Raw genomic sequence first — 21,340 nt, forward strand, 5'->3', positions numbered from 1 at the left:
ACGATCCGATTGTGCATACGAAACTGATCGGCTACTGGTCGGAACAGGAGGTCTACCCCAGCGACCCCGAGTACTCCGACCTGGGCTTCCGGGCGGACGGAACGGGCTGGATGTACTGGGCGAGCTGGAGCAAGGAATTCCTCGTCCGCCGCTTCCGCTGGCACGTTCCGGCGCCCGGCGTACTCGCTGCCCACCTGCACCTGACCGTCGGCGGCGAGTGGTCGGTGGCCGACGGGGACGTCACGCACCTGGTCGAGTACCGGGAGGAAGCCGACACCGCCATCGAGCTCGGCTGGGCGATCGGACCGGGCTCGGAGCTGACCTTGGACCGCCCACTGGGCGACCTGTGCGGCACGCGGTTCCTGCCGGTCGCCGAGGGCGGCACCGATCCCACGCTGGCCGGGTCCTAGGCCGGGCGGCGCCGCACTTCGTCGAGGCCGGCCCAGCCGCCGTTGACCGCGAGCAGCGTCAGCACCTGTTCGGCCTGTTCGGCGAAGCGCACGAGGTCCTCGTGCAGCAGGGCCGCGCGTTCGCCGTCGAGCGGGTCGAAGTCGTCGAACCACAGCGAGATGGCCGAGCCCGCGGTGACGGCGAGCCCCTGCGTGAGGCTCAGGAACCCGGGCGACGGCACCTCGGCGGCGGCCCGGTAGGCGGTCTCGATCTCGTCGCAGGCGGCGAGCAGGTCACGCAGCTGCCGCACGGCACCGCCAGGCGTCCCGTCCCAGGCGGCGGTGGGCCAGGCGCGATCGGACAGCTCGAGCCACAGCCGCCAGCCGGCGACCAGCTCGGCTTCGTCGTGGGGCGTCCAGGACGCCGGAACCGGCCAGTACATGGTTCGAGAGTGACACCGCCGGAGCGCGAAAACGCCCCGGCGGTGGGTTATGTCTCATGTGGCGAACGTCAGGAGATGACGGGCAGCACAGGGACACAGGGCGGCGTCTTCGCGTGCGCGGGGTCGAGCGCGTTGAGCACGAGCCCGGCGGCAACGGGGTCGTAGGTGATGCCGAGGTGGTCGGTGAAGTCGAGCCCGCAGACGTTCTGCAGCAGGATGTTCTTCACGTTCGGCGCGGGCGCCAGGAAGGCGCTCGTGTACGGCGTCACGACGTCGTCGTACCGCGTCTGGATGACGGTGTACTGGATGCCGGGCACGGTTTCCCCACCGGAGTTGAGATCGCCGAGGAAGTCCGACCCGACGGCCTGTTCGTTGCAGGCCTGGCAGACGGTCCCGAGCGCGGCGGGCACCCCCGGGATCCGCTCGAGGGTGCTGAGCAGCCCGAAGAGATCGGTGCCGTGGTTGGAGGGCGAAAGCCCGATGAGCCGGCTGATCTTGTCCGCGCCGCCGAGGTACTTGATCCAGTACCGGACGTTCATCCCACCCTGCGAGTGCCCGACGACGTCCAGCTTCGTCGCGCCCGTGGCCTGGAGGATCCGGTCCCCGAAGGCGGCAAGCGCTTTCGTGGTGTCGGCGATCGGGCCGACGGTCTGCAGGAACGAGCCGGGCGTACCGCCGAAGTTCCCGGCGAAGACGCAGTACCCGGCGTCGGCGAGCTTCCGGGAGAGGCCGGCCCAGTTTTCGTAGGCGTTGGCGGTGGTCCCGTTGGAGAGCAGGACGGGATTCGGGTGCCGTTCACTCGGCCGGCAGTTCCAGTCGTTCGCCCCGGGCGGCGCGATGGTGGGGGCACCGAGCGAGTAGACGGCGGCGGTGAGGATGTTCGGCTGCACGGGCCCGGTGGGTTCCTTCTCGGCCGCCTGAGCGGTCCCCGCCCCGAGTGCCAGTGCCAGTGCCGTGCCCGCGGCCGCCGTGAGCCACCTGCGCGTCGTTGCGCCCATCCGCTTCACCTCTCTGTGAACCGATGGTGACCCGCGTCACCGCAGGTTTAACGCGCGAGTAACTTGTTCGAACCTCCCCCTGGTGAGTGGTTTTCCTGCCGCGTTTCGCCTGGTAAAAGCCGACGCCCCCGGCACCACGTGGGTGCCGGGGGCGTCGCCGGAGTCCGGGCGGTCAGCCCTTGAGCAGGGCGCGGGCCATGACGACCTTCTGGATCTGGTTGGTGCCTTCGTAGATCTGGGTGATCTTCGCGTCGCGCATCATGCGCTCCACCGGGAAGTCGCGGGTGTACCCGGCCCCGCCGAAGAGCTGGACGGCGTCCGTCGTCACCTCCATCGCGATGTCGGACGCGTACGCCTTCGCCGCCGAAGCCATGAAGCCCGCGCGCTTGTCCCCGCGCTCCGACGCCGCCGCCGAGGCGTACACCAGGTGGCGGGCGGCTTCGATCTTCGTGCCCATGTCGGCGAGAATGAACTGCACGCCCTGGAACTCGGCGATCGACTTGCCGAACTGCTTGCGGTCCTTCACGTACGCCACGGCCGCGTCCAGCGCGCCCTGCGCGATGCCCAGCGCCTGCGCGCCGATCGTCGGCCGGGTGTGGTCGAGGGTCTTCAGCGCCGTCTTCAGGCCGGTGCCGGGCTCACCGATGATCCGGTCCTCGGGGATCGTGCAGTTCTCGAAGTAGATCTCCCGGGTGGGCGAACCCTTGATCCCGAGCTTCTTCTCCTTCGGCCCCACGGAGAAACCGGGGTCGTCCTTGTGGACGACGAAGGCCGAGATGCCGTTGGCCTTCTTCTCGGCGTCCGGATCGGTCACGGCCATCACGGTGTACCAGGACGACTCTCCGGCGTTGGTGATCCAGCACTTGGTGCCGTTCAGCACCCAGTGGTCACCGTCGAGCCGGGCCCGCGCGCGCATGGAGGCGGTGTCGGACCCGGCCTCGCGCTCCGACAGCGCGTACGAAGCCGAAGCCTCGCCGGACGCGATCGACGGCAGCACCAGCTTCTTGAGGCTCTCGGAAGCCGAAAGGATGATCGGCTGCGTGCCCAGCTTGTTCACGGCCGGGATCAGGGACGCCGACGCGTCGACCCGGGCCACCTCTTCGATCACGATGCAGGCCCCGACGGCGTCGGCACCCTGCCCGTCGTACTCCTCGCCGATGTGGACGGCGTTGAACCCGGACTTGACCAGCGCGTTGTACGCCTCGATCGGGTAGCGCTCGTTCTCGTCGACCTCCGCCGCGTACGGCGCGATCTCCTTCTCGGCCAGAGCCCGGACCGCGGCCCGCAGCTCCTCGTGCTCTTCGGCAAGCTGGTACAGGCCGTCGGTCACTTCCGGTCACCTTCTCTGCAACGTCGGGAGGGGTTCCGTCGATGTTAGCGCTCGTTCACCTGCGTCGTCCTTGTGGCGTTGACCGCAGAATTCGTATGGTCGAGTGATGCCGCTCACCGCGCCGACGACGCCGCCCGGTCTGCCCGCCTCCCTCGACTACCCCGAAGTCCCGGCCGGTTCGATCCTGGCGGCGGGTGCCGCGCGCTGGGGCGACCGGACCGCCTTCGCCCACGAAGGCCACAGCCTCACGTTCACCGAAACCCACCGCGCCGCCTGCCGGTTCGCCAACGCCCTGCGCGAACGCGGCATCGGCCGCGGCGACGTCGTGGCGCTGCACCTGCCGAACTGCCTGGCCTTCCCGGTCGCCTACTACGGCACGCTCCTGGCCGGGGCCACCTTCAGCCCGGCGAACCCGCTGCTCCCGCCGGACGACCTCGCCTTCCAGCTCGCCGACTGCGAGGCCGCGGCCGTGGTGACGTTCGGCCCGGTCGCGGGCGCGCTCGCGAGCGTCGCCGACCGGATCCCGGCGCGGTTCACCGTCGTCGTCCAGCCCACCGGCGACCTGCCCGAGGGCGCCGTCGAGTTCCAGGCGTTCCACGCCGGCCAGCCGGAGACTCAGCCTGCGATCGAGCTGAACGTCCACGAGGACCTCGCGCACCTCGCCTACACCGGCGGCACCACCGGCCGGTCCAAGGGCGTGCGGCTGTCGCACCGCAACGTCGTGGTCAACACGCTCCAGCACGCCTGCTGGGGCACCGGCTCGGTCCCGGCGCTCGACGCCCACGGCGACGTCACGATCGACCAGGTCGGCAGCGCGGACGAGTGGCCGTCCCGCCTGGGCACCGGCGTCGCGATCAACCTGACGCCGTGGTTCCACGCGATGGGCATCATCGGCGGCCTCAACGCGGCGGTGATCGCCGGGACGACGATCGTCCTGCACACCCGCTTCGACCCGGCGGCGTACGTCGCCGACGCCGAACGGCTCCGCATCACCGGCATCGGCGGCGCGCCGGCGCTGTTCGCCGCCCTGCTCGCGACGCCGTCGTTCCACACCGCCGACCTTTCGTCGGTCCGGTCGATCGGCTCGGGGGCGGCGCCGATGAACCACGCGATGATCACCGCCCTGCGCGAGCGGTTCCCGGACGTGGTGGTCGCCGAGGGCTACGGCCTCACCGAGGCGACGATGGGCGCGGTGATCTCGCCGACGTACCGGTCGGGCACGCGCAAGGTCGGCTCGGTGGGCCTGCCGATCTTCGACACGGAGGTCAAGATCGTCCCGGCCGAGGGCGGCGAGGACCCGCTCCCGGCGGGCGAGAAGGGCGAGGTCTGCCTGCGCGGACCGCAGATCATGCTCGGCTACCGCAACCGCCCGGACGAAACGGCGGCGGCCCTGGTGGACGGCTGGCTCCACACGGGCGACATCGGCATCCTCGACGCCGACGGCTACCTGTCCATAGTGGACCGCAAGAAGGACATGCTGCTGTACAAGGGGTACAACGTCTTCCCCCGCGAGCTCGAGGAGCTGCTCGTCACACTGCCGGGCGTCGCGGCGGCCGCGGTGGTCGGCCGCCCCGACCCCGAGGTCGGCGAGCTCCCGGTGGCGTTCGTGGTGCCGCGCGGCGCACTGGACGCCGACGAGCTGATGGCCGCGGTCAACGAGAAGGTGCTGCCCTACAAGCGGTTGCGCGAGGTGCACGTGGTCGAGCAGATCCCGGTGTCCGCCGCGGGGAAGGTGCTCAAGCGCGAGCTCCGGCAACAGCTGACCGGCAAGCTCGACTAGCTCGATCCGGATGCCCCCAATGTGGCGTTGGGTGCGTTGGACGCACCCAACGCCACATTGGGGCGCTCCAGCAACAGCTGATCGGCGACCTGGACGGCTAGTGGCCGGTCTTCTCGCGCAGCGCCGCGTCCTTGTCGAGCACCAGCTTCTCCAGGTCCTGCTGGAAGCGCGCCATCTTCGCGCGCAGGCCTTCGTCGGACGCGGCCAGGATCCGGACCGCCAGCAGGCCCGCGTTCCGCGCGCCGCCCACGGAGACCGTGGCCACCGGGATGCCCGCCGGCATCTGGACGATCGACAGCAGGGAGTCCATGCCGTCGAGGTACTTCAGCGGGACCGGTACGCCGATCACCGGCAGCACCGTCGCCGAGGCCACCATGCCGGGCAGGTGCGCCGCGCCGCCCGCGCCGGCGATGATCACCCGGATGCCCCGGGCGACCGCCGACGTCGCGTAGTCCAGCATGCGCTGCGGCGTGCGGTGCGCCGAGTAGACGCCGACCTCGTACTCGACGCCGAACTCCTCCAGCGTCGCGCCCGCCGCCTCCAGCGTCGGCCAGTCCGAGTCGCTGCCCATGATCACGCCCACCTGCGGCGCCATACCGACCTCTCCTGTCAGTGGATCGTCAGTGGATTTCGTAGCCGTCGAGCCAGACGGCGTGGGACAGCCAGTGCGCCGACAGCAGCGCGCGGTTGCGCAGGTCGTCCATGCGCTCGCCGGTGAAGTTGACGTGCCCGAGCTTGCGCCCCGGCCGCTCCTGCTTGCCGTAGAGGTGCACCCGCGCCTCCGGGTACCGCGCGAACAGGTGGTGGAGCCGCTCGTCCGGCCCCATCTCCGGCAGCTCCGGCGCGCCCAGCACGTTCGCCATCACGCACGCGGGCGCGACCAGGTCCGTGCGGCCCAGCGGGTAGTCGAGCACCGCCCGCAGGTGCTGCTCGAACTGCGACGTGCGCGAGCCGTCCATCGTCCAGTGCCCGGAGTTGTGCGGGCGCATGGCCAGCTCGTTGACCAGCAGCCCGGTGTCGGTCTCGAACAGCTCGACCGCGAGCAGCCCGGTGACGTCCAGCGTCGCCGCGATCCGCAGCGCCAGGTCCTGTGCCTCGTGCACGCGCGAGTCGTCGAGTCCCGGTGCCGGGGCGAGGACCTCGGTGTTGATGCCGCCGGTCTGCACCGTCTCGACCACCGGGTACGCCGCGCCCTGGCCGAAGGGCGAGCGGGCGACGAGCGCGGACAGCTCCCGCCGCATCGCCACCTTCGCCTCCACCAGCAGCGCGGTGCCCGCTTCCAGCAGCTCCGGCACGGTCTCGCGCGCGTGCTGGGCGGTGTCGAGCATCCAGACGCCGCGGCCGTCGTACCCGCCCGTCGCCGCCTTGAGCACCACCGGCCAGCCGTGCTCGCCGCCGAACGCCACGACGTCATCCACAGTGGACACCTCGGCGAACGCCGGGCCCGGCACGCCGAGGCCGGCCATCATCTCGCGCATCACGAGCTTGTTCTGCGCGAAACCCAGCGCGCTCGCCGCCGGCCGGATGACGTGGCCCTCCATCGCCAGCGTCAGCAGGTGCTCGCCGGGCACGTGCTCGTGGTCGAAGGTGAGCACGTCGACCGAGGCCGCGAACTTCCGCAGCGCGTCCAGGTCGGTGTGGTGTCCCAGGGTGACGTCGCCGGCGACGAGCCCCGCGGCTTCGTTCTCGCCCGCGGCGAGCACGCGCAGGGACTGGCCGAGGGAGATCGCCGCCTGGTGGGTCATCCGGGCCAGCTGGCCGCCGCCCACCATGCCCACGACGGGCAGACCGGTGTGTTTGTCCATAGCGCCGATCAGCCTAAACGGTCACCAGGCGGGCCGACCGCCGGACCAGACGTAGCTCACGCGCCGCCAGCCCGAGGATCCCGGCCGCCGCCGCCAGCACGTACCCGTTGCCGAGGACCGACCAGCCCAGGCCCCAGCCGAACTCCGTGTCACCGCCGTTGGGCACCAGCATCACGACCTGCGAGACGAACAGCGCCGCGACCGCCGCCGCGGCCCACCACCGCGCCTTCACCACCAGCAGGGTGATCAAGGGCACGCACCAGACCCAGTGGTGTGACCACGACACGGGCGACAGCAACAGCCCGTAGAACGCCGTCACGAGCAGCGCGGCCGCGTCCTCGCCACGCCGGTGCAGCCGCACGACGAGCCACACCGCCGGCACGGCGAGCACCGCCGCCACCCCGACCGCCACCGCCAGCGACCAGGGCGCCAGCGCGGAGGCCCGGTTGACCAGCCCGTTGAGCGACTGGTTGAAGATCCAGTGCACCGACCCGACCCGGCTCGGGTCGGTCGCCGAATCCCGCCAGAACCGCACCGCGTCGGCCGGGATGACCGCGAACATCACCGCTTCGAGCGCCACGAACGTGCCCAGGGCCCGCAGCCCGTCCTTCCACCGGCCGGTGAAGAACAGGTGCGGCACGAAGATCAGCGGGGTCAGCTTGATCGCCGCCGCCACGCCGATCAGCACACCCGCCCACCGCGACCCACGGAGGGAGAGCACCAGGACGTCCAGCACCACGAACGCCATCAGTATCAAGTTGATCTGGCCCAGGAACAGCGTCTTCCACACCGGTTCCAGCGCCAGCGCGACGGCCGTTCCCGCCGGCAGCGCCCACCACCTTCTTCCCAGAAGGGATGCACGCCCCGGCGGCGACGAAACCACCGTGACGACGACGATAAGACCCACCACCGACAAAAACGCGATCACGCCCCAGACCAGGCCGGACGGGACCAAGGCGAGCGGCAGGAACAGCGGCGCGGCGGCCGGCGTGTAGGTGAACGGCAGCCGCACCCAGTCCGGCAGCGCGGTCAGCACGTCCCGCGTGTAGAGCGGGTCGCCGTGCAGCAGGGTCAGCGCGCCCGCGCGGTACACCGCGCTGTCCGCGCCCAGGTGCCACCCGGCCAGCCAGCCGACCACGCCGAACGCCAGGACGAGCAGCGCGATGGTCCCGGCGAGCAGGCGGCCGGCGCGCGCCTCAGACGCCGGCGGGGACGTCGACATCCGCGGCCGCCTTCTTCCGCGCTCGCCGCAACAGGCCCCACCTCAGGATGAGGGCGAAGGCCAGCACGACCGGCATCAGGATGTAGGCGTCGCCCAGGACGTTCTGCCACACCTTCCAGTGCAGCTCGACGTTGCGGCCGTTCGGCAGGATCAGCAGCACGCAGCTGACGAACACGAACGCCACCAGGCCGGTGCCGACCCAGCGCTTCCACGCCGTCTTCGGGGTGGTCTTCGGCAGCCGCGAGACCAGCAGCACGATCAGCGGGATGACCCACACCCAGTGGTGGGTCCACGAGATCGGCGACATCAGCAGCGTCCAGAACGCGGTGACGAGCAGCGCGGCCAGGGCCTGGCCCTTGCGGTGGAAGCGCAGCAGCAGCCACAGGGCCGGGACGGCGAGCAGGAAGCCGATGCCCATGGCCGCCTTCGACGCCCACGGCGCGAGGTCGGTGGCCCGGTTCATCAGCGCGTTCAGCGACTGGTTGCCCGCCCAGTGCACCGGCCCGATCCGGCCGGTGTCGGGCAGGGTCACGGTCCAGTACTTCGCCGCGTCGTGCGCGTTGATCAGGAACATCAGGCCCTGGAGCAGCACGAACGTCGCGAACCCGCGGATCGCGTCCATCCGGCGGCCGGTGATGAACAGGTGCCCGAGGAACACCAGCGGCGTCAGCTTGATCGCCGCCGCGACGCCGACCAGCACGCCGCCCCACCGGCTGCCGCGGGCGCCGATGACCAGCATGTCGAGCAGGATCATGGCCATCAGGATCAGGTTGATCTGGCCGAGGAAGATCGTCCGCCACACCGGCTCGAGGGCGAGGAAGACCAGGAAGAACACGATGGTCGAGCGGGCGGGCGAGGCCCACCAGCGCGGCCCGTCGGCGGCCGGCCGCGGCAGGGCGCCGATCGCGATCCGGATCGACAGGGCCATCGCCCCCAGCGAGACGGCGGTGATCAGGCCCCAGGAGATCTGCGTCGGGAACGCGGCGAGCGGGACGAAGATCAGCGCGGCCGTCGGCGGGTAGGTGAACGGCAGCAGCGCCCACCACGGCTCGTTGGGCAGCGTGTTGGCGTCGTAGAGCGAGTCGCCCTGCAGCAGCGTCAGCGCGCCGGCCCGGTAGACCGCGCTGTCGACGCCGAGCACCCAGTCGTGCTGCCAGCCGTAGATGCCGTACCCGATCGCGAACAGCGGGATCACCGACAGGATCAGGATCGACCGCGGGCGGACGGACAGGCGGGCGAGGGATTTCCGCAGGGCCAGGCGGTGCTGGGGTCTGGCCGCGACAGCGCCGTCGACGTCGGTGGAAACGGTCCGGGTCACCGCACCAGGAAATCATGACCGGCCCGGTCACGGTCGGAAGGGTCCGGGCGAAACCGGACTTTTCCGGTGTTCTACGCGCGCGCCAGGTGGGCCAGCAGGTCGCAGGCGAGCTCGTGGGTGGCCGGCAGCCGGACCGCCGAGACGCGGGGTTTGCCCACGTCGGCGAGCTGCGCGTCGACCGACAGCCGTTCGTGCAGCGCCCTGCGCAGCGCGACACCGTGCGAAGCGACCCGCTCGTCCTTCGGGACCAGGGCCGCGACGACGGACGGGCCCAGCGAAGCGATGCTCTGCCCGCTGTCGAACACCGACCGCAGCGCGTCCGCGACCAGGATCATCCCGGTCAGCCGCGGGAACCCGGCGACGGCGCTGAGGTCGAGCGAGACGACCAGCAGCACGTGGTCGTCGGCGGCCGGCCGGTCGCGCGCGGCGGCGGCGCGGTAGACCTCCGCGAGCCGGGTGCGCAGGTAGGCGGCCGACGGCAGGCCGGTCAGCGCGTCGGTGACCTCGGTGTGCACGAGCTGGTCGGTGGCGACGTCGGCCCAGGCCAGCGCCGTGGTCCGCAGCAGCCGCGCGGGCGTGGCGTCGACGTCCGGCGCGACGAAGCCGTCGCCGCCGTGGCCGAGCACCGCGTGCAGCGCGGCCAGGTCGGCGAGGGTCTCGGCGAGGCCCGCACCGGCCGCCGCCCTGGCCCTGGCCAGGCCGGCCAGCGCGGTTTCGGCGGCTTCGACGCGGCCCTTGGCCATCACGGCCGCGCAGACGGCGTCCACTTCGGGCAGGGCCCAGTCGCTCGGGAACCGCCAGCCGGCGGCGAGGCTGGCCGTGCGCCAGCGGGCCCGCAGCGCACGCAGGGAGGCGTCTCGCTCGGCCTGGGTGGGCGGGGTGTCACCGGAATCGGGTCGCGTAGCCGGAACATCCACTGGCCACCCGCCCCTTTCGTCCGGTTCGCAACGATCTTGTCCGTCGCTTCACGATGAGGACGTACCCCGAGGGACACCGTGACGCGTACTGACCAGTTTTTGTCGTGGAGCTTTTCCCCCGCTCGGCCCAGGGGTGGGTGATTTTGCTCCGCCGTCGGAGTCATCAGGCCGACCACGACGTGACCGCCGGGGGTGGGTCAGTCACACTTGTCTCGCGTCCCGGATCGGCCTGTAATGGCAGGTCCTGGCCCTAGCCGACCGAGGAGTGCCGTGTCCACAGTTCCCGCCGATCTCAGCGGAAAGAGTGACGCCGAACTGATCGCGGAGGTCCGCTCCGGGAAGATCGCTTCGTACGGCACGCTCTACGAACGGCACACCGGCGCGGCCCACAACCTGGCCCGCCAGCTGGCCCGCTCCAGCTCCGAAGCGGATGATCTCGTGTCCGAGGCGTTCGCCAAGGTGCTCGACACGCTCCGTGGCGGCAAGGGCCCGGACACAGCCTTCCGGGCGTACTTGCTGACCGCCCTGCGTCACACCGCGTACGACCGCACCCGCAAGGAACGCCGGGTCGACCTCAACGAGGACATGACCCAGGTCGGCGGCGCCGCGGCCGAGGCGCTGACCGTGCCGTTCTCGGACACCGCGGTCGCCGGGCTCGAGCGGACCATGGCCGCCAAGGCGTTCGCCCGGCTGCCGGAACGCTGGCAGGCGGTGCTCTGGCACACCGAGATCGAGCAGCAGAGCCCGGCCGAGGTCGCGCCGCTGCTCGGCCTGACCGCGAACGGCGTCTCCGCGCTCGCCTACCGCGCCCGCGAGGGGCTTCGGCAGGCGTATCTGCAGGTCCACCTGCAGGAGAACGCCGAAGAACGCTGCCGGGCCTGCGCCGAGCGGCTCGGCGCGTGGACCCGCGACGGGCTGTCCAAGCGGGAACGCGCCCAGGTCGAGAACCACCTCGACGAGTGCGACAACTGCCGGGCGCTGGCCGCGGAGCTCGCCGACGTCAACGGCGGCCTGCGCGCGATCATCGCCCCGATCGTCCTGGGCGGCGCCGCGCTGGGCTACCTCGCCACCATCGGCGCCGCGAAGGCGAGCGCGGCCACGGCGGCCACCGCCGGAGCGGTCGGTGCCGCGGCCGCCGGCGGCAAGGCCGGTGCGTCCGCGGCCGCCGCGGGCCCGCGCCAGTTCGCCGGGGTCGCCGCGTCCGGCACGGCGCTCGTCGCGGCCGTCGTCATCGCGCTCACCGCGGGCGGCGGGACGCAGGAGATCCCGGTCGCCAACCCGGCACCGCCGCCGGCGCAGCAGGTCGAACCGCCGGCCCCGAAGCCCCAGCCACCGGCCCCGCCCGCACCGGCGCAGCCCCCGGCACCCGAGCCACCCCAGCCGCCCGCCCCGCCCGCGGCTCCCCCGGTCCAGCCCGCGCCGCCGCCGGTCGCCCCGCCGGCCCCGGCGCCGCCGCCCACGCCGGCCCCGGCCAAGCCGTCGATGTCCGCGACGGCCCCGCCGGACGGCGTCGAGCTCAGCCCGGGCTCCGCGGCGAACCTGCCCATCACCGTCCGCAACGACGGCGGCAGCCTGTCCGAGCCGGTGGCGGTCGCGCTGACGCTGCCGCGCGGGGTGCGCGCGGTCGACACCGGCGGTGGCGGCGGCGCGGCGGCCCGCGCCCAGGCCCCCGGCCCGATCTCGGTGAACTGCCCCGGCGGCGAGGGCACGGTCACCTGCCGGACCGGCGCCGGCCTGCAGCCCGGCCAGAGCGCGACGCTGAACTTCCGGCTGGAGGCAGGCGAAGACGCCGAAGGCGGCACGGTGAACGTGTCGGTCACGGCCGGCGTGCAGGTCTCCGCCGAGGTGGACGTCAAGGTCACCGTGAAGGTCCCGCCGGACGGCGTGGTCCTGGAGGCGCAGGGCGACGGGCTCTCGGCGTTCCCCTGGAACCACCACCCGCTGGTCTACGTGCGGGTCCGCAACACCGGCGAGACGACCAAGCCGGTCACGGTCACCTTCGACCAGCCGCTCAAGCGGTGGTGGAGCCTGCGCGGCTTCCCCTGCACGACGACGGACGAAGGCGCCACCTGCACGACGAAGAGCGCGCTGGCGCCGGGCCAGCACGTCAACCTGTGGGTGCGGCTGCTGGGCCGTCCGAACGAGGGCCGGGTGACGATCACCGCCCAGCTGGGCCGGGCGACGGCACCGCCGGTGACCGTGGACTTCGGCTGCTGGCGCCTGTGGTGCGGCAAGGACCCGGTGCCCACGCCGACGCCACCGACGACACCGTCGATCCCGAAGCCGACGAAGCCCTCGAAGCCGACGCCGACGAAGCCGACGTCGAAGCCGCCGGTCACGACGACGGAGGAGTCTTCGGGCGAGCCGCCGGTGTCCACGACCACGACCACGACGAGCGCGCCGCCGCGGTCCGGCGGGAAGCCGGGGGCCAAACCGCCGACCGTCAGCCCCGAGCTGGGTTTGCGCTGGCTGATCGGCTGACGAAGCCACGCCGGTAACCGGACAATCCCGACAGCAAGGCCGCCTGAACCACGGGTTTACGCGGTGTGCTCCTAGACTGCGTCGTGTGACCGTTGTGGAAACCGTGCTCAAGCGCACGCCGGAACCACTGCGTTCGGTGCTGATCAAGCACCGGGAGCTGCTGAAGTTCGCGATCGTGGGCGGCACGACGTTCCTGGTCGACAACGGCGTCTGGTACGCGCTCAAGCTCACGGTGCTGGAGCCGAAGCCGACCACGGCGAAGGCGATCGCGATCATCGTCGCCACCATCGTGTCCTACATCCTCAACCGCGAGTGGTCCTTCCGGACCCGCGGCGGACGCGAGCGCCACCACGAAGCCGCGCTGTTCTTCGTCATCAGCGGCATCGCGGTCGGCGTCAACCTGGTCCCCCTCATCGTCTCGCGATACGTGCTCGACCTCGAGGTCCCGCACGTGACGTTCCTGGTCCAGGAGGTCGCGGACTTCGCGAGCGGCTCGATCATCGGCATGCTGCTGGCCATGTTCTTCCGCTTCTGGGGCTTCAAGAAGTGGGTGTTCCCGGACGAGCTGGGCGAGCGACGGCGGGACACCGACCAGGTCACCCGCCTCCCCTGAAAAAGTACTTGCACTTTGACATGTAGTTGTCTACGGTCATCTTCGTCAGTGGTTCCTGCGTAGTGGACGCCGTCCGGGTTCGGCCGGGCGAGCGGGACGATTCGAGGTGGTTTCCGAGCGCGAAGAGGTCGCATCCGTTCGCGGATGACGATGGAGCCTTTTCCCGACTCGACGTCGGCGCGTGTTTTCCGCGCGGCCGAAATCTCTCGTCCCTTCTGCCGAAACAAGGATTTGTTCTTGAGCACGATCGCGCCTTCGCGCGCCCTGAAACCTGCCCTCACGGGCCTGTTCCTGTCCGTTTTCCTCGCGATGCTCGACGCCCAGGTCGTCGCCACCGCGCTCCCCCGGATCGCCGCCGAGTTCGGCGGCACCGGTGCCTACGCCTGGGTCACCACGGCCTACCTGCTCGCCGGTAGCGCCACCGCGCCGCTGTACGGCAAGCTCGGTGACGTCTTCGGCCGCAAACGCGTGCTCCTCGCCGCGCTCGCCCTCTTCCTGTTCGGCTCGCTCGCCTGCGGGCTCGCCCCGTCGGCCGGGCTGCTGATCGCGGGGCGGGTGCTGCAGGGCGCCGGCTCCGGCGGCCTCTTCGTCACCGTCGGCGCTTCGCTCGGCGAAATGTTCTCGCCGCGCGAAGGCGCGAAGTACTTCGGCTGGTTCTCGATCTGCTTCGCCGTCGCTTCGCTCGCCGGTCCGGTGGTCGGCGGCCTGCTCACCGGCGTCGCCGGGTGGCGGTCGATCTTCCTGGTCAACCTGCCGCTCGGGCTCGTCGCCCTGGCCTGCCTCAATTCGCTCGATCTGTCGAAGCGGCGGCGGGAAGCGCCGTTCGACTTCGCCGGCGTGGTCCTGCTGGGCACGGCGATCACCGGGTTCACGCTGCTCGCGCCGTGGTCGATCGGCGTCGGCGCGGTGGCGGCCGTGGTGTTCGTGGTCGTCGAACGGCGGGCCGAAGCGCCCGTGCTGCCGCCGCGGCTGTTCCGCGACCGCACGTTCACCGTGTCCGTGCTGCTCAGCGTGCTCGCCGGGTTCGCCTTCCTCGGCTCGGTCAACTACATCGCGGTCTTCCTGCAGGCCGACGCCGGTCCCGCCGAAGGCGGCCTGCGGCTGGTGCCGATGACGATCGCCGTCGCGGTCGCCTCGGCCGTCGCGAGCAAGGTCATCGCCCGTACCGGCGCCTATCGCTGGGCGCCGCGGGCGAGCATGGCGCTCGGCCTGCTCGCGGTGCTCGGCCTGCTCACCCTGGACGGCCTGCCGGCGGTCCTCGGCTGCCTGGTCGTCTTCGGCTTCGCGGCCGGGCTCAACCTGCAGGTGCTCGCCATGGCCACGCAGAACACCGCCCCGGCCGCGGACCGCGGTGCGGTCGCCGCCGGCGTCAACCTCGCCCGCGCACTCGGCTCGGCCCTCGGGCCGGTCGCGCTCGGCTTCGCCTACCAGGCCGGCACCCACAGCGTGTTCCTCACGCTGCTGCCCGTCCTCGCGCTCGGCCTCGTCACGGCGTTCGCGCTCCCCCACGTCCCCCTTTCCCGACAGGAGACTTCACGATGATCTTCGTCCTCGGCGCCACCGGCAAGGTCGGCCGCCACCTCGTCCCCGCCCTGCTCGACGCCGGCGCGCCCGTCCGCGCCCTGACCCGCGACCCGGCGAAGGCCCGCATCGACCCGCGGGCCGAAGTGGTCCGCGGCGACCTCGACACGTCGGACCTGCCCGCCCTGCTCGACGGCGCGGACCGCGTGTTCGTCCTGACCCAGGGGCACATCGCCGACCGCGAAGCGGCGGTCGCGCAGGCCGCTGCCCGGGCCGGCGTCCCCCACCTCGTCAAGCTGTCCACCACCGGTGTCCACTTCGGACAGAAGGACGCGATCACCACGGCCCACGCGGAAGCCGAGCAGGCGATCCGCGAAGCCGGGCCGGTGTGGACGATCCTGCGGCCCGGCGCCTTCATGGACAACCGGTTCGCCTGGATCGGCTCGATCCGCGAGGAAAACGCCGTGTACGTCCCGGACACCGACCCGCCGTCCGCGCTGGTCCACGTCCGCGACATCGCCGAGGTCGCGACGCTCACGCTGACGACGTCCGGCCACGAAGGCGCGACCTACGGGCTCACCGGCGGCGAGGCCCTCACCGCCGAGCAGCAGGTCGCCATCCTGGCCGAGGCGATCGGCCGTCCGCTGAAGTACGTCGAGGAGACCGAAAGCGCCGCGAAGGAACGCCTGATCCGGATGTACGGCTGGCCCGCGAAGGCCATCGACGGCCTCTTCGCCCTCAAGCGCGAGTCCGCGCCACACGAACGCGTCGTCTTCGACACGATCGAGCGGCTCCTCGGCCGTCCGCCGCGCACCTTCGCGGCCTGGGCACGGGAGAACGCGTCCGCGTACCATCACCAACGGTGACGATGCGGAGGTGAGCTGGCGTGGGTGACCTGCGCGTCCTCGTCGTGGACGACCATCCCCTGTTCCGGATCGGCGTGGGCACGCTGCTCGCCGCCGAACCCGGAATCGCGGTCGTCGGCGAGGCCGCGAGCGGCGCCGACGCGGTCGCCTCCGCCGCCGCCCTCCAGCCGGACGTCGTGGTGATGGACCTGCACCTGCCCGACCTGTCCGGCATCCAGGCGACCCGGCACATCGTGGCGGCGAACCCGGGCACCGGCGTGCTGATGCTGACCATGGCCGACGAAAGCGAGTCGGTCTTCGCGGCGATGCGCGCCGGTGCCCGCGGCTACCTGCTCAAGGACGCCGAACCGGACGAGATCATCCGCGCCGTCCAGGCGGTCGCCCGGCGGGAGGCGATCTTCGGCCCCGACATCGCCAACCGCGTGCTCGCCTTCTTCAACCAGCCACCGGTCAGCGAGCCGGTGTTCCCGGAGCTGACCGGGCGCGAGCGCGAGGTGCTCGCGCTGATCGCGGCCGGGCACAGCAACACCGTCATCGCGAGCACCCTGTGCCTGAGCCCCAAGACCGTGCGCAACCACATCTCGAACGTCTTCGCCAAGCTCCACGTCGCCGATCGCGCCGAGGCGATCGTCCGGGCCAGGGACGCGGGCCTCGGCCGTTCTGTGACAAGCGGGGCTTCGCCCCGGGCCGGGGGCTCCGCCACCCGGACCCCCAAACCGAAGTCCTGAAGGTCGGTACACCCGGGCAACATCGGGACGCCGGTCCCATGCGCCCGGGACACCCGAGCGGGCAGGCTGGGCAGCCTGCACCGTTCGAGGGGAATGGGGAACGATGTTCGAAACCGACCGGACCCCGGTGGTGGTCCGCGCCACCGATCCGATCCTGCACGACGGCGTCTGCATGGCGCTGCGTTCGCGCGACGACGTCCGGGTGGTCGACGACGGCACGGCTCTGGTCGCCCTGCTGGTCGCCGACCGCATCGACGAGAGAATGACGCAGCTGCTGTCCGCGCTGCACCACCAGGGCTTCACCCGCATCGTGCTGGTCGCGGGCGAAGTCGACGACAACGAAATCCTCAACGCGGTCGAGCACGGGGTCTGCGCGGTCGCCCGCCGCGCCGACGCCGGGCCCGACGTCCTCGTCCGCCTGATCAAGGCCGCCGCGGCCGGGGAGGGCGCGCTGCCGCCCGACCTGCTCGGCCGGTTGCTGAACCGGGTTTCGCGGCTGCAGCGCCAGGTGCTGCAACCGCGCGGGCTGCGCCTGGGCGGCATGAGCGACCGGGAGACCGACGTGCTCAAGCTCGTCGCGGCCGGGTACTCGACGCAGGAGATCGCCGACGAGCTGTGCTACTCGCAGCGCACGGTGAAGAGCATCCTCCACGACGTGACCAACCGGTTCCAGCTGCGGAACCGGTCGCACGCGGTCGCCTACGCGTTGCGGGAGGGGCTGATCTAACGCGGGACGCGCTCGGCCGGCCACCGCACCTCGGGGACGTCGCTCGGCCGGGGCACCTTCAGGAACAAGCTGAACACCGCCGGACGGCGGTTCGACAGTTCGAGGCGGCCGCCGTCGGCCTCGACCAGGGCGCGGGCCAGCGCCAGGCCCACGCCCGTCGAACCGCCGCCGGAGAAACCGCGTTCGAAGATGTGGGGCGCGAGCTCGTCCGGGACGCCGGGGCCCGTGTCGCTCACCTCGATCACCACCGTGCCCTCGGCGTCGCCGCGGCGGGCGATGATGCTCACCGTGCCGGAACCGTGGCGCAGGGCGTTGTCCAGCAGGACGCCGACGACCTCGCGGAGCCGTCCCGGAGTGGCCCTGGCCATCAGGCCGTCGGCCACGCGCGTCCGCAGGTTGCGGCCCTCCGCGCGGAGCAGCTCGCGCCACTCCTGCGCCATTTCCGGCAGCTGGTGCGGCAGGTCCACCGGTTCCGCGCCGACCTCGCGGGCCGCGCGGGCCGCCGCCAGCAGCTCGTCGAGGGCCTCGGCGAGGCGGTCGGCCTGCTCCTGCGCCGCCTTCGACTCGTCGGCCACCTCGTCGTCGGAGTGCACGGTGAGCGGTTCCAGCCGCAGCTGCAACGCCGTCAGCCGGCTGCGGAGCTGGTGCGAGACGTCCCCGACGAGCTGGCGTTCCCGCTGCACGAGCTGGGCCAGCGCGGTGCCGGACGCGTCCAGGGCTTCGGCGACCATGTCGAGTTCGCCGACGCCGTAGCGGCTCGGGTCGGGCCGGAAGTCGCCGCCGCCGAGCCGGGCCGCGCGCTCGGCCACGTGCCGCAGCGGCTTCGCGAGCCGCCGGGCCGTCGCGATCGCCACCACCGCGCCGGTGCCGATCGACAGCAGCACCAGCAGCACGACGACGAGCGTCACCGTCGTCTGCCGGTCGTGCATCGGGCCGGCCGGGACGGCGATCTCCACCTTGCCGTCCCTGGCCAGGTCGGCCGTCTCGGTGACGGTGTCCTCGCCGGGGGAGCTCCCGTACCGCCGTTCTTCCTGGCCGCTGGTCCGCACGGTGAGCAGCCCGTTCGCCGGGACCGCCGCGCGCACCTGGTCGAGGTCGATCTCCTGGCCGTTGGCGATCTCGGTGTCCAGGATCGCCGCCGCCGCGCGGGCGTTTTCGGCGAGCGTCTCGCGGTAGCTCGACTCGATCTGCCAGCTCGCCACGATGCCCAGCGGGATGCCGAGGACCGCCGCGGTGACGGCGACGGCCAGCAGGATGGCCAGCAGGATGCGGCGGCGCACGGCTTATTCGGCGTTGAAGCGGAAGCCGACGCCGCGGACGGTCGCGATCCGCCGCTCGCCGTCGTGGGCCTTGGTGGTCCGGCCGGCGGCCTCGTCGGCGGCGATGGCGAGCTTCCGCCGCAGCCACGACATGTGCATGTCGAGCGTCTTGGACGTCTTCGACTCGAGGTCGTTCCAGACCTCGGCGAGGATCTCGTCGCGGCTGACGACCTGGCCGGCCCGGGTCATCAGCACGCGCAGCAGCTCGAACTCCTTGTTCGCCAGCTGGACCTCGTGGTTGTCCACGGTGACCAGCCGCGCGCCGAGGTCCATCCGGACCCCGCCGGCCTCCAGCACCTCGGGCACCCGGCGGCGCAGCAGCGCGCGGATCCGGGCGAGCAGCTCGGCGAGCCGGAACGGCTTGGCCACGTAGTCGTCGGCGCCCGCGTCGAGGCCGACGACGAAGTCGACCTCGTCGGTGCGGGCGGTGAGCATCAGGACGGGCAGCTCGGTGCCGGCCGCGCGCAGCCGGCGGCAGACCTCGAGACCGTCCATCCCGGGCAGGCCCAGGTCCAGCACGAGCAGGTCGACGCGCTGGGCGGCGGTGGCGTCGAGCACCGAAGGGCCGTCGGTGACGACGTGGATCTCGTATCCCTCGCGTTCGAGGGCGCGGGAGAGCGGTTCGGCGATGGCCGGATCGTCTTCGGCAAGTAGGACCATGCTCACCTGGCCAACTCTACGGCTCACGGGCGTGAAAACATCGTGACCGTGCCTGGCTACGAAAATGATCTGGCTCTCGCCACCCGGCTGGCCGATGCCGCCGACGCGATCACGACGGCGCGGTTCCGCGCTCTGGACCTCGCGGTGGAGCGCAAACCCGACCGCACCCCGGTGACCGACGCCGACACGGCGGTGGAGGACGCGATCCGCGCGCTGCTGGCTTCGGAGCGTCCCGGCGACGCGGTGCTCGGCGAGGAGCGCGGCGGCTCGGCGGCGACCGGCCGCGCGTGGGTGCTCGACCCGATCGACGGCACCAAGAACTTCCTCCGCGGTGTACCCGTCTGGGCGACCCTCATCGCGCTGGTTTCGGACGGCGACCCGGTGGTCGGCCTGATCAGCGCCCCCCTGCTGGGCCGCCGCTGGTGGGCGGCTTCGGGCGCCGGAGCGTTCTCTTCGGACAGCGCCGGAACGCGGCGGCTGTCGGTTTCCGGCGTTTCGTCCCTTTCGGACGCTTATCTGTCCACAACGGACCTGAACTCGTGGACGGAGTACCACTCGCGCGCGAAGTACCTCGACCTGGTGGACGCGTGCTGGGAGACCCGCGCGTTCGGCGACTTCTGGCACCACGTGCTGGTGGCCGAGGGTGCGCTCGACGTGGCGGCGGAGTGCATCGTCAACCCGTGGGACGTCGCGGCCGCCCAGGTGATCGTGACGGAGGCGGGCGGCCGGTTCAGCGACCTGGACGGGGTCGGGCGCTACGACAACGGGAGCGCGTTGTCGACGAACGGCCGCCTGCACGACGAGGCCCTGGCGATCCTCAAGCGCTGAGGGGGCACTTTCTCGTAAAAGTGCCCTTCAGGTCAGGAGCCGGGCAGCAGGCCGACGGCGCCGCGGGCGACCTGCGCCCAGGCCAGCCGGCCGAACAGGTAGTGGCACGCCACCTGTTCACTGGTGAACCGCGCCCAGTCGTAGCGGTTGCCCTGCTCGCGCCAGAACACCTCCCACGCCTCGTCCTCGCCCTGCATCAGGCACCAGGCGTTGTCGACCTCGGCGCCGAGCGAGACGACCTCCGGCGGCACGCCCAGCACGCCGAGCCACCGCTGGATCGACTGGGTGTTCATCAGTCCTCTTCCCCCTTGGCCTCGGCGAGGTAGCCGAGGGTCACCAGTTCGTCGGCCGCCAGCAGGGCACGGTACCGCGTGCCGCCGCCGACCTGGCCGAACCAGTTCGCCGTCTCCGAGCGCCACATCGGCACCTTGCGCACCACGACGTACCGGCGGTACTCGGCGTCCAGGAACGCGGGTGGCAGCGAGCGTTCCGCGAACGGCGTGCCGTCCTCGTAGAGCACCCGCCCGTAGGCCGGGCCGAACCGGTCGAGGACCGTGTCGGCCGGGACCATCACCGGCTCGGGCCAGTCCAGGCTGCTCTCGGGGAACTGCTCGCCCGGCGGCCACGCGTACTCAGGGCCGAGCTCGCTCTGCCCGACGACGAACCGGCGGATCCAGACCGCCTGCGTCGCCCGCGCGTACGGCACGTACCCCTCTTTCAGGTGCCGCGGCACCGGCCGCGACGGCGCGGTCGGCGAGCGGCGGAAGCCCGCGGTGACGTTGGTCAGCGCCTGGTCGTCGAAGATCAGCCGGGCGTCCGGGTGGTCGTTCGGCGGGAAGCCTTCGGGGTCGTCGGGCAGCGGCAGCTGGCGCGCCGGCTTGTCCATCGCGACCGGCAGGTGCCCGATCGGGAACATGTGCACCAGGAACAGCGCGACGATGCTTTCCCGTTCGGTGCGCGGCGAGCCGAGCGGCGGCAGCGGCGCGGGCGCACCCGGGCTCGGCGGCGGGCCCGCCACCGGCGGCGGCCCGGCCACCGGCGGCGGTGGCAGCGGAGCCGGCGTCGGCGGGGGCGGCGGGGCCGGGGGCAGCTGGAACGGCGGCAGCAGCGGCGACACCGCGTGCGGCCACGCCGCGGGATTGCCCGAGGGCGGGGTCGGCGCCTCTTCGAAGGCGCCCGAATCCGCCAGGCCGTACCCGGGCAGCTGCACCGGCCCGGTGTCGAGGTCGGCCTCGACCGGTTCGGAGCCCGCCTCGGAAGGCTCGGTCACACCCATCCTCCGGCTCGGTCGGTGCCCGTGGGGCACACGCTGTTCGACGCGGCCGCGGCGCTGCCGGTCCCCCTTGATACCGCACCCCGTCCTCAGGGGTGTCAACGAGGTCAGCTCTGCTTCTG

The 21,340-nt window shown here is 72.0% G+C and carries 21 protein-coding genes; 9 read left to right on the forward strand and 12 right to left on the reverse strand.

The window, feature by feature from the left end; all coding sequences use genetic code 11:
• The first annotated feature begins 11 nt into the window (after window positions 1-11).
• Entirely contained in the window at window positions 12-410 is a 399-nt protein-coding gene (locus BLW76_RS03725; RefSeq protein ID WP_091304441.1) for a hypothetical protein, read from the forward strand.
• Here BLW76_RS03725 and BLW76_RS03730 read toward each other — a convergent pair.
• The 3 genes from BLW76_RS03730 to BLW76_RS03740 all read right to left on the reverse strand — a co-directional run bounded on the left by BLW76_RS03730 (window position 407) and on the right by BLW76_RS03740 (window position 3,160).
• A complete protein-coding gene (locus BLW76_RS03730; protein ID WP_091304442.1) occupies window positions 407-832 on the reverse strand; it encodes a hypothetical protein in 426 nt (141 codons plus the stop codon). The genes BLW76_RS03725 and BLW76_RS03730 overlap by 4 nt on opposite strands.
• 68 nt (window positions 833-900) lie before the next feature.
• Window positions 901-1,830: an esterase/lipase family protein gene (locus BLW76_RS03735; protein WP_091304443.1), complete on the reverse strand. Its 930-nt coding sequence runs from the start codon at window positions 1,828-1,830 to the stop codon at window positions 901-903.
• A 172-nt stretch (window positions 1,831-2,002) separates the two neighbouring features.
• Window positions 2,003-3,160: an acyl-CoA dehydrogenase family protein gene (locus tag BLW76_RS03740; protein ID WP_091304444.1), complete on the reverse strand. Its 1,158-nt coding sequence runs from the start codon at window positions 3,158-3,160 to the stop codon at window positions 2,003-2,005.
• Between the two features lie 106 nt (window positions 3,161-3,266).
• On the opposite strand from BLW76_RS03740, the gene BLW76_RS03745 reads away from it, so the two are divergent.
• A complete protein-coding gene (locus BLW76_RS03745; protein WP_208613199.1) occupies window positions 3,267-4,940 on the forward strand; it encodes a class I adenylate-forming enzyme family protein in 1,674 nt (557 codons plus the stop codon).
• 97 nt (window positions 4,941-5,037) lie between these two features.
• Here the strand turns inward: BLW76_RS03745 and purE are convergent, their stop codons facing one another.
• The 5 genes from purE to BLW76_RS03770 all read right to left on the reverse strand — a co-directional run bounded on the left by purE (window position 5,038) and on the right by BLW76_RS03770 (window position 10,202).
• Entirely contained in the window at window positions 5,038-5,535 is a 498-nt protein-coding gene (gene purE, locus BLW76_RS03750) for a 5-(carboxyamino)imidazole ribonucleotide mutase (RefSeq protein WP_091304446.1), read from the reverse strand.
• A 25-nt stretch (window positions 5,536-5,560) separates the two neighbouring features.
• Window positions 5,561-6,745: a 5-(carboxyamino)imidazole ribonucleotide synthase gene (locus tag BLW76_RS03755; RefSeq protein WP_091304447.1), complete on the reverse strand. Its 1,185-nt coding sequence runs from the start codon at window positions 6,743-6,745 to the stop codon at window positions 5,561-5,563.
• Between the two features lie 13 nt (window positions 6,746-6,758).
• The gene (locus BLW76_RS03760; RefSeq protein WP_091304448.1) at window positions 6,759-7,967 is read right to left on the reverse strand and encodes a glycosyltransferase 87 family protein; all 1,209 of its coding nucleotides are present in this window, start codon (window positions 7,965-7,967) and stop codon (window positions 6,759-6,761) included.
• Window positions 7,942-9,285 carry a glycosyltransferase 87 family protein gene (locus tag BLW76_RS03765; RefSeq protein WP_091304449.1) on the reverse strand — a complete coding sequence of 448 codons (1,344 nt, stop codon included), beginning with the start codon at window positions 9,283-9,285 and terminating at the stop codon, window positions 7,942-7,944. Before BLW76_RS03765 ends, BLW76_RS03760 begins: the two co-directional genes overlap by 26 nt.
• Before the next feature lie 71 nt (window positions 9,286-9,356).
• On the reverse strand, window positions 9,357-10,202 hold the full coding sequence (locus BLW76_RS03770) for a GGDEF domain-containing protein (protein ID WP_091304450.1): 846 nt from the start codon (window positions 10,200-10,202) through the stop codon (window positions 9,357-9,359).
• 270 nt (window positions 10,203-10,472) lie between these two features.
• Between BLW76_RS03770 and BLW76_RS03775 the strand changes: the two genes are divergently transcribed.
• The 6 genes from BLW76_RS03775 (at window position 10,473) to BLW76_RS03800 (ending at window position 17,138) form a co-directional block, all read left to right on the forward strand.
• Window positions 10,473-12,683: a sigma-70 family RNA polymerase sigma factor gene (locus BLW76_RS03775; protein ID WP_091304451.1), complete on the forward strand. Its 2,211-nt coding sequence runs from the start codon at window positions 10,473-10,475 to the stop codon at window positions 12,681-12,683.
• Window positions 12,684-12,768: 85 nt separating this feature from the next.
• Window positions 12,769-13,296 carry a GtrA family protein gene (locus BLW76_RS03780; protein WP_167384456.1) on the forward strand — a complete coding sequence of 176 codons (528 nt, stop codon included), beginning with the start codon at window positions 12,769-12,771 and terminating at the stop codon, window positions 13,294-13,296.
• Window positions 13,297-13,533: 237 nt separating this feature from the next.
• Complete coding sequence (locus BLW76_RS03785; RefSeq protein ID WP_167384457.1) at window positions 13,534-14,838, forward strand: MFS transporter; 1,305 nt, start codon at window positions 13,534-13,536, stop codon at window positions 14,836-14,838.
• On the forward strand, window positions 14,835-15,683 hold the full coding sequence (locus tag BLW76_RS03790; protein ID WP_091304454.1) for an NAD(P)H-binding protein: 849 nt from the start codon (window positions 14,835-14,837) through the stop codon (window positions 15,681-15,683). The genes BLW76_RS03785 and BLW76_RS03790 overlap by 4 nt, the downstream gene beginning before the upstream one ends.
• Window positions 15,684-15,703: 20 nt before the next feature.
• A complete protein-coding gene (locus tag BLW76_RS03795; RefSeq protein WP_167384458.1) occupies window positions 15,704-16,411 on the forward strand; it encodes a response regulator in 708 nt (235 codons plus the stop codon).
• 103 nt (window positions 16,412-16,514) lie between these two features.
• Window positions 16,515-17,138 (forward strand): helix-turn-helix transcriptional regulator, encoded by a 624-nt coding sequence (locus tag BLW76_RS03800; RefSeq protein WP_091304455.1) that lies wholly within the window; start codon window positions 16,515-16,517, stop codon window positions 17,136-17,138.
• On the opposite strand, the gene BLW76_RS03805 is transcribed toward BLW76_RS03800, so the two are convergent.
• The gene (locus BLW76_RS03805) at window positions 17,135-18,418 is read right to left on the reverse strand and encodes an ATP-binding protein (protein WP_091304456.1); all 1,284 of its coding nucleotides are present in this window, start codon (window positions 18,416-18,418) and stop codon (window positions 17,135-17,137) included. The genes BLW76_RS03800 and BLW76_RS03805 overlap by 4 nt on opposite strands.
• A 3-nt stretch (window positions 18,419-18,421) precedes the next feature.
• The gene (locus BLW76_RS03810; protein WP_091304457.1) at window positions 18,422-19,117 is read right to left on the reverse strand and encodes a response regulator transcription factor; all 696 of its coding nucleotides are present in this window, start codon (window positions 19,115-19,117) and stop codon (window positions 18,422-18,424) included.
• 42 nt (window positions 19,118-19,159) lie between these two features.
• Between BLW76_RS03810 and hisN the strand changes: the two genes are divergently transcribed.
• Window positions 19,160-19,945 carry a histidinol-phosphatase gene (gene hisN, locus BLW76_RS03815; protein WP_091304458.1) on the forward strand — a complete coding sequence of 262 codons (786 nt, stop codon included), beginning with the start codon at window positions 19,160-19,162 and terminating at the stop codon, window positions 19,943-19,945.
• 32 nt (window positions 19,946-19,977) lie between these two features.
• On the opposite strand, the gene BLW76_RS03820 is transcribed toward hisN, so the two are convergent.
• Together BLW76_RS03820 and BLW76_RS03825 are read right to left on the reverse strand one after the other, a co-directional pair.
• Window positions 19,978-20,238 carry a hypothetical protein gene (locus BLW76_RS03820; RefSeq protein ID WP_003105220.1) on the reverse strand — a complete coding sequence of 87 codons (261 nt, stop codon included), beginning with the start codon at window positions 20,236-20,238 and terminating at the stop codon, window positions 19,978-19,980.
• Window positions 20,238-21,215, reverse strand: coding sequence for a TNT domain-containing protein (locus BLW76_RS03825; protein WP_091304459.1), 978 nt, complete (start codon window positions 21,213-21,215; stop codon window positions 20,238-20,240). Before BLW76_RS03825 ends, BLW76_RS03820 begins: the two co-directional genes overlap by 1 nt.
• Window positions 21,216-21,340 lie beyond the last annotated feature (125 nt).

This window comes from Amycolatopsis tolypomycina (assembly GCF_900105945.1).
GTDB classification, from domain to species: domain Bacteria; phylum Actinomycetota; class Actinomycetes; order Mycobacteriales; family Pseudonocardiaceae; genus Amycolatopsis; species Amycolatopsis tolypomycina.

What these genes read in the sequence shown, in the direction of transcription:
- BLW76_RS03800 (WP_091304455.1), top strand. Translation starts at nt 16,515, where the DNA reads ATGTTCGAAACCGACCGGACCCCGGTGGTGGTCCGCGCCACCGATCCG.
- BLW76_RS03790 (WP_091304454.1), top strand. Translation starts at nt 14,835, where the DNA reads ATGATCTTCGTCCTCGGCGCCACCGGCAAGGTCGGCCGCCACCTCGTC.
- purE (WP_091304446.1), bottom strand. Translation starts at nt 5,535, where the DNA reads ATGGCGCCGCAGGTGGGCGTGATCATGGGCAGCGACTCGGACTGGCCG.
- BLW76_RS03745 (WP_208613199.1), top strand. Translation starts at nt 3,267, where the DNA reads ATGCCGCTCACCGCGCCGACGACGCCGCCCGGTCTGCCCGCCTCCCTC.
- BLW76_RS03810 (WP_091304457.1), bottom strand. Translation starts at nt 19,117, where the DNA reads ATGGTCCTACTTGCCGAAGACGATCCGGCCATCGCCGAACCGCTCTCC.
- BLW76_RS03735 (WP_091304443.1), bottom strand. Translation starts at nt 1,830, where the DNA reads ATGGGCGCAACGACGCGCAGGTGGCTCACGGCGGCCGCGGGCACGGCA.
- BLW76_RS03755 (WP_091304447.1), bottom strand. Translation starts at nt 6,745, where the DNA reads ATGGACAAACACACCGGTCTGCCCGTCGTGGGCATGGTGGGCGGCGGC.
- BLW76_RS03820 (WP_003105220.1), bottom strand. Translation starts at nt 20,238, where the DNA reads ATGAACACCCAGTCGATCCAGCGGTGGCTCGGCGTGCTGGGCGTGCCG.
- BLW76_RS03730 (WP_091304442.1), bottom strand. Translation starts at nt 832, where the DNA reads ATGTACTGGCCGGTTCCGGCGTCCTGGACGCCCCACGACGAAGCCGAG.
- BLW76_RS03760 (WP_091304448.1), bottom strand. Translation starts at nt 7,967, where the DNA reads ATGTCGACGTCCCCGCCGGCGTCTGAGGCGCGCGCCGGCCGCCTGCTC.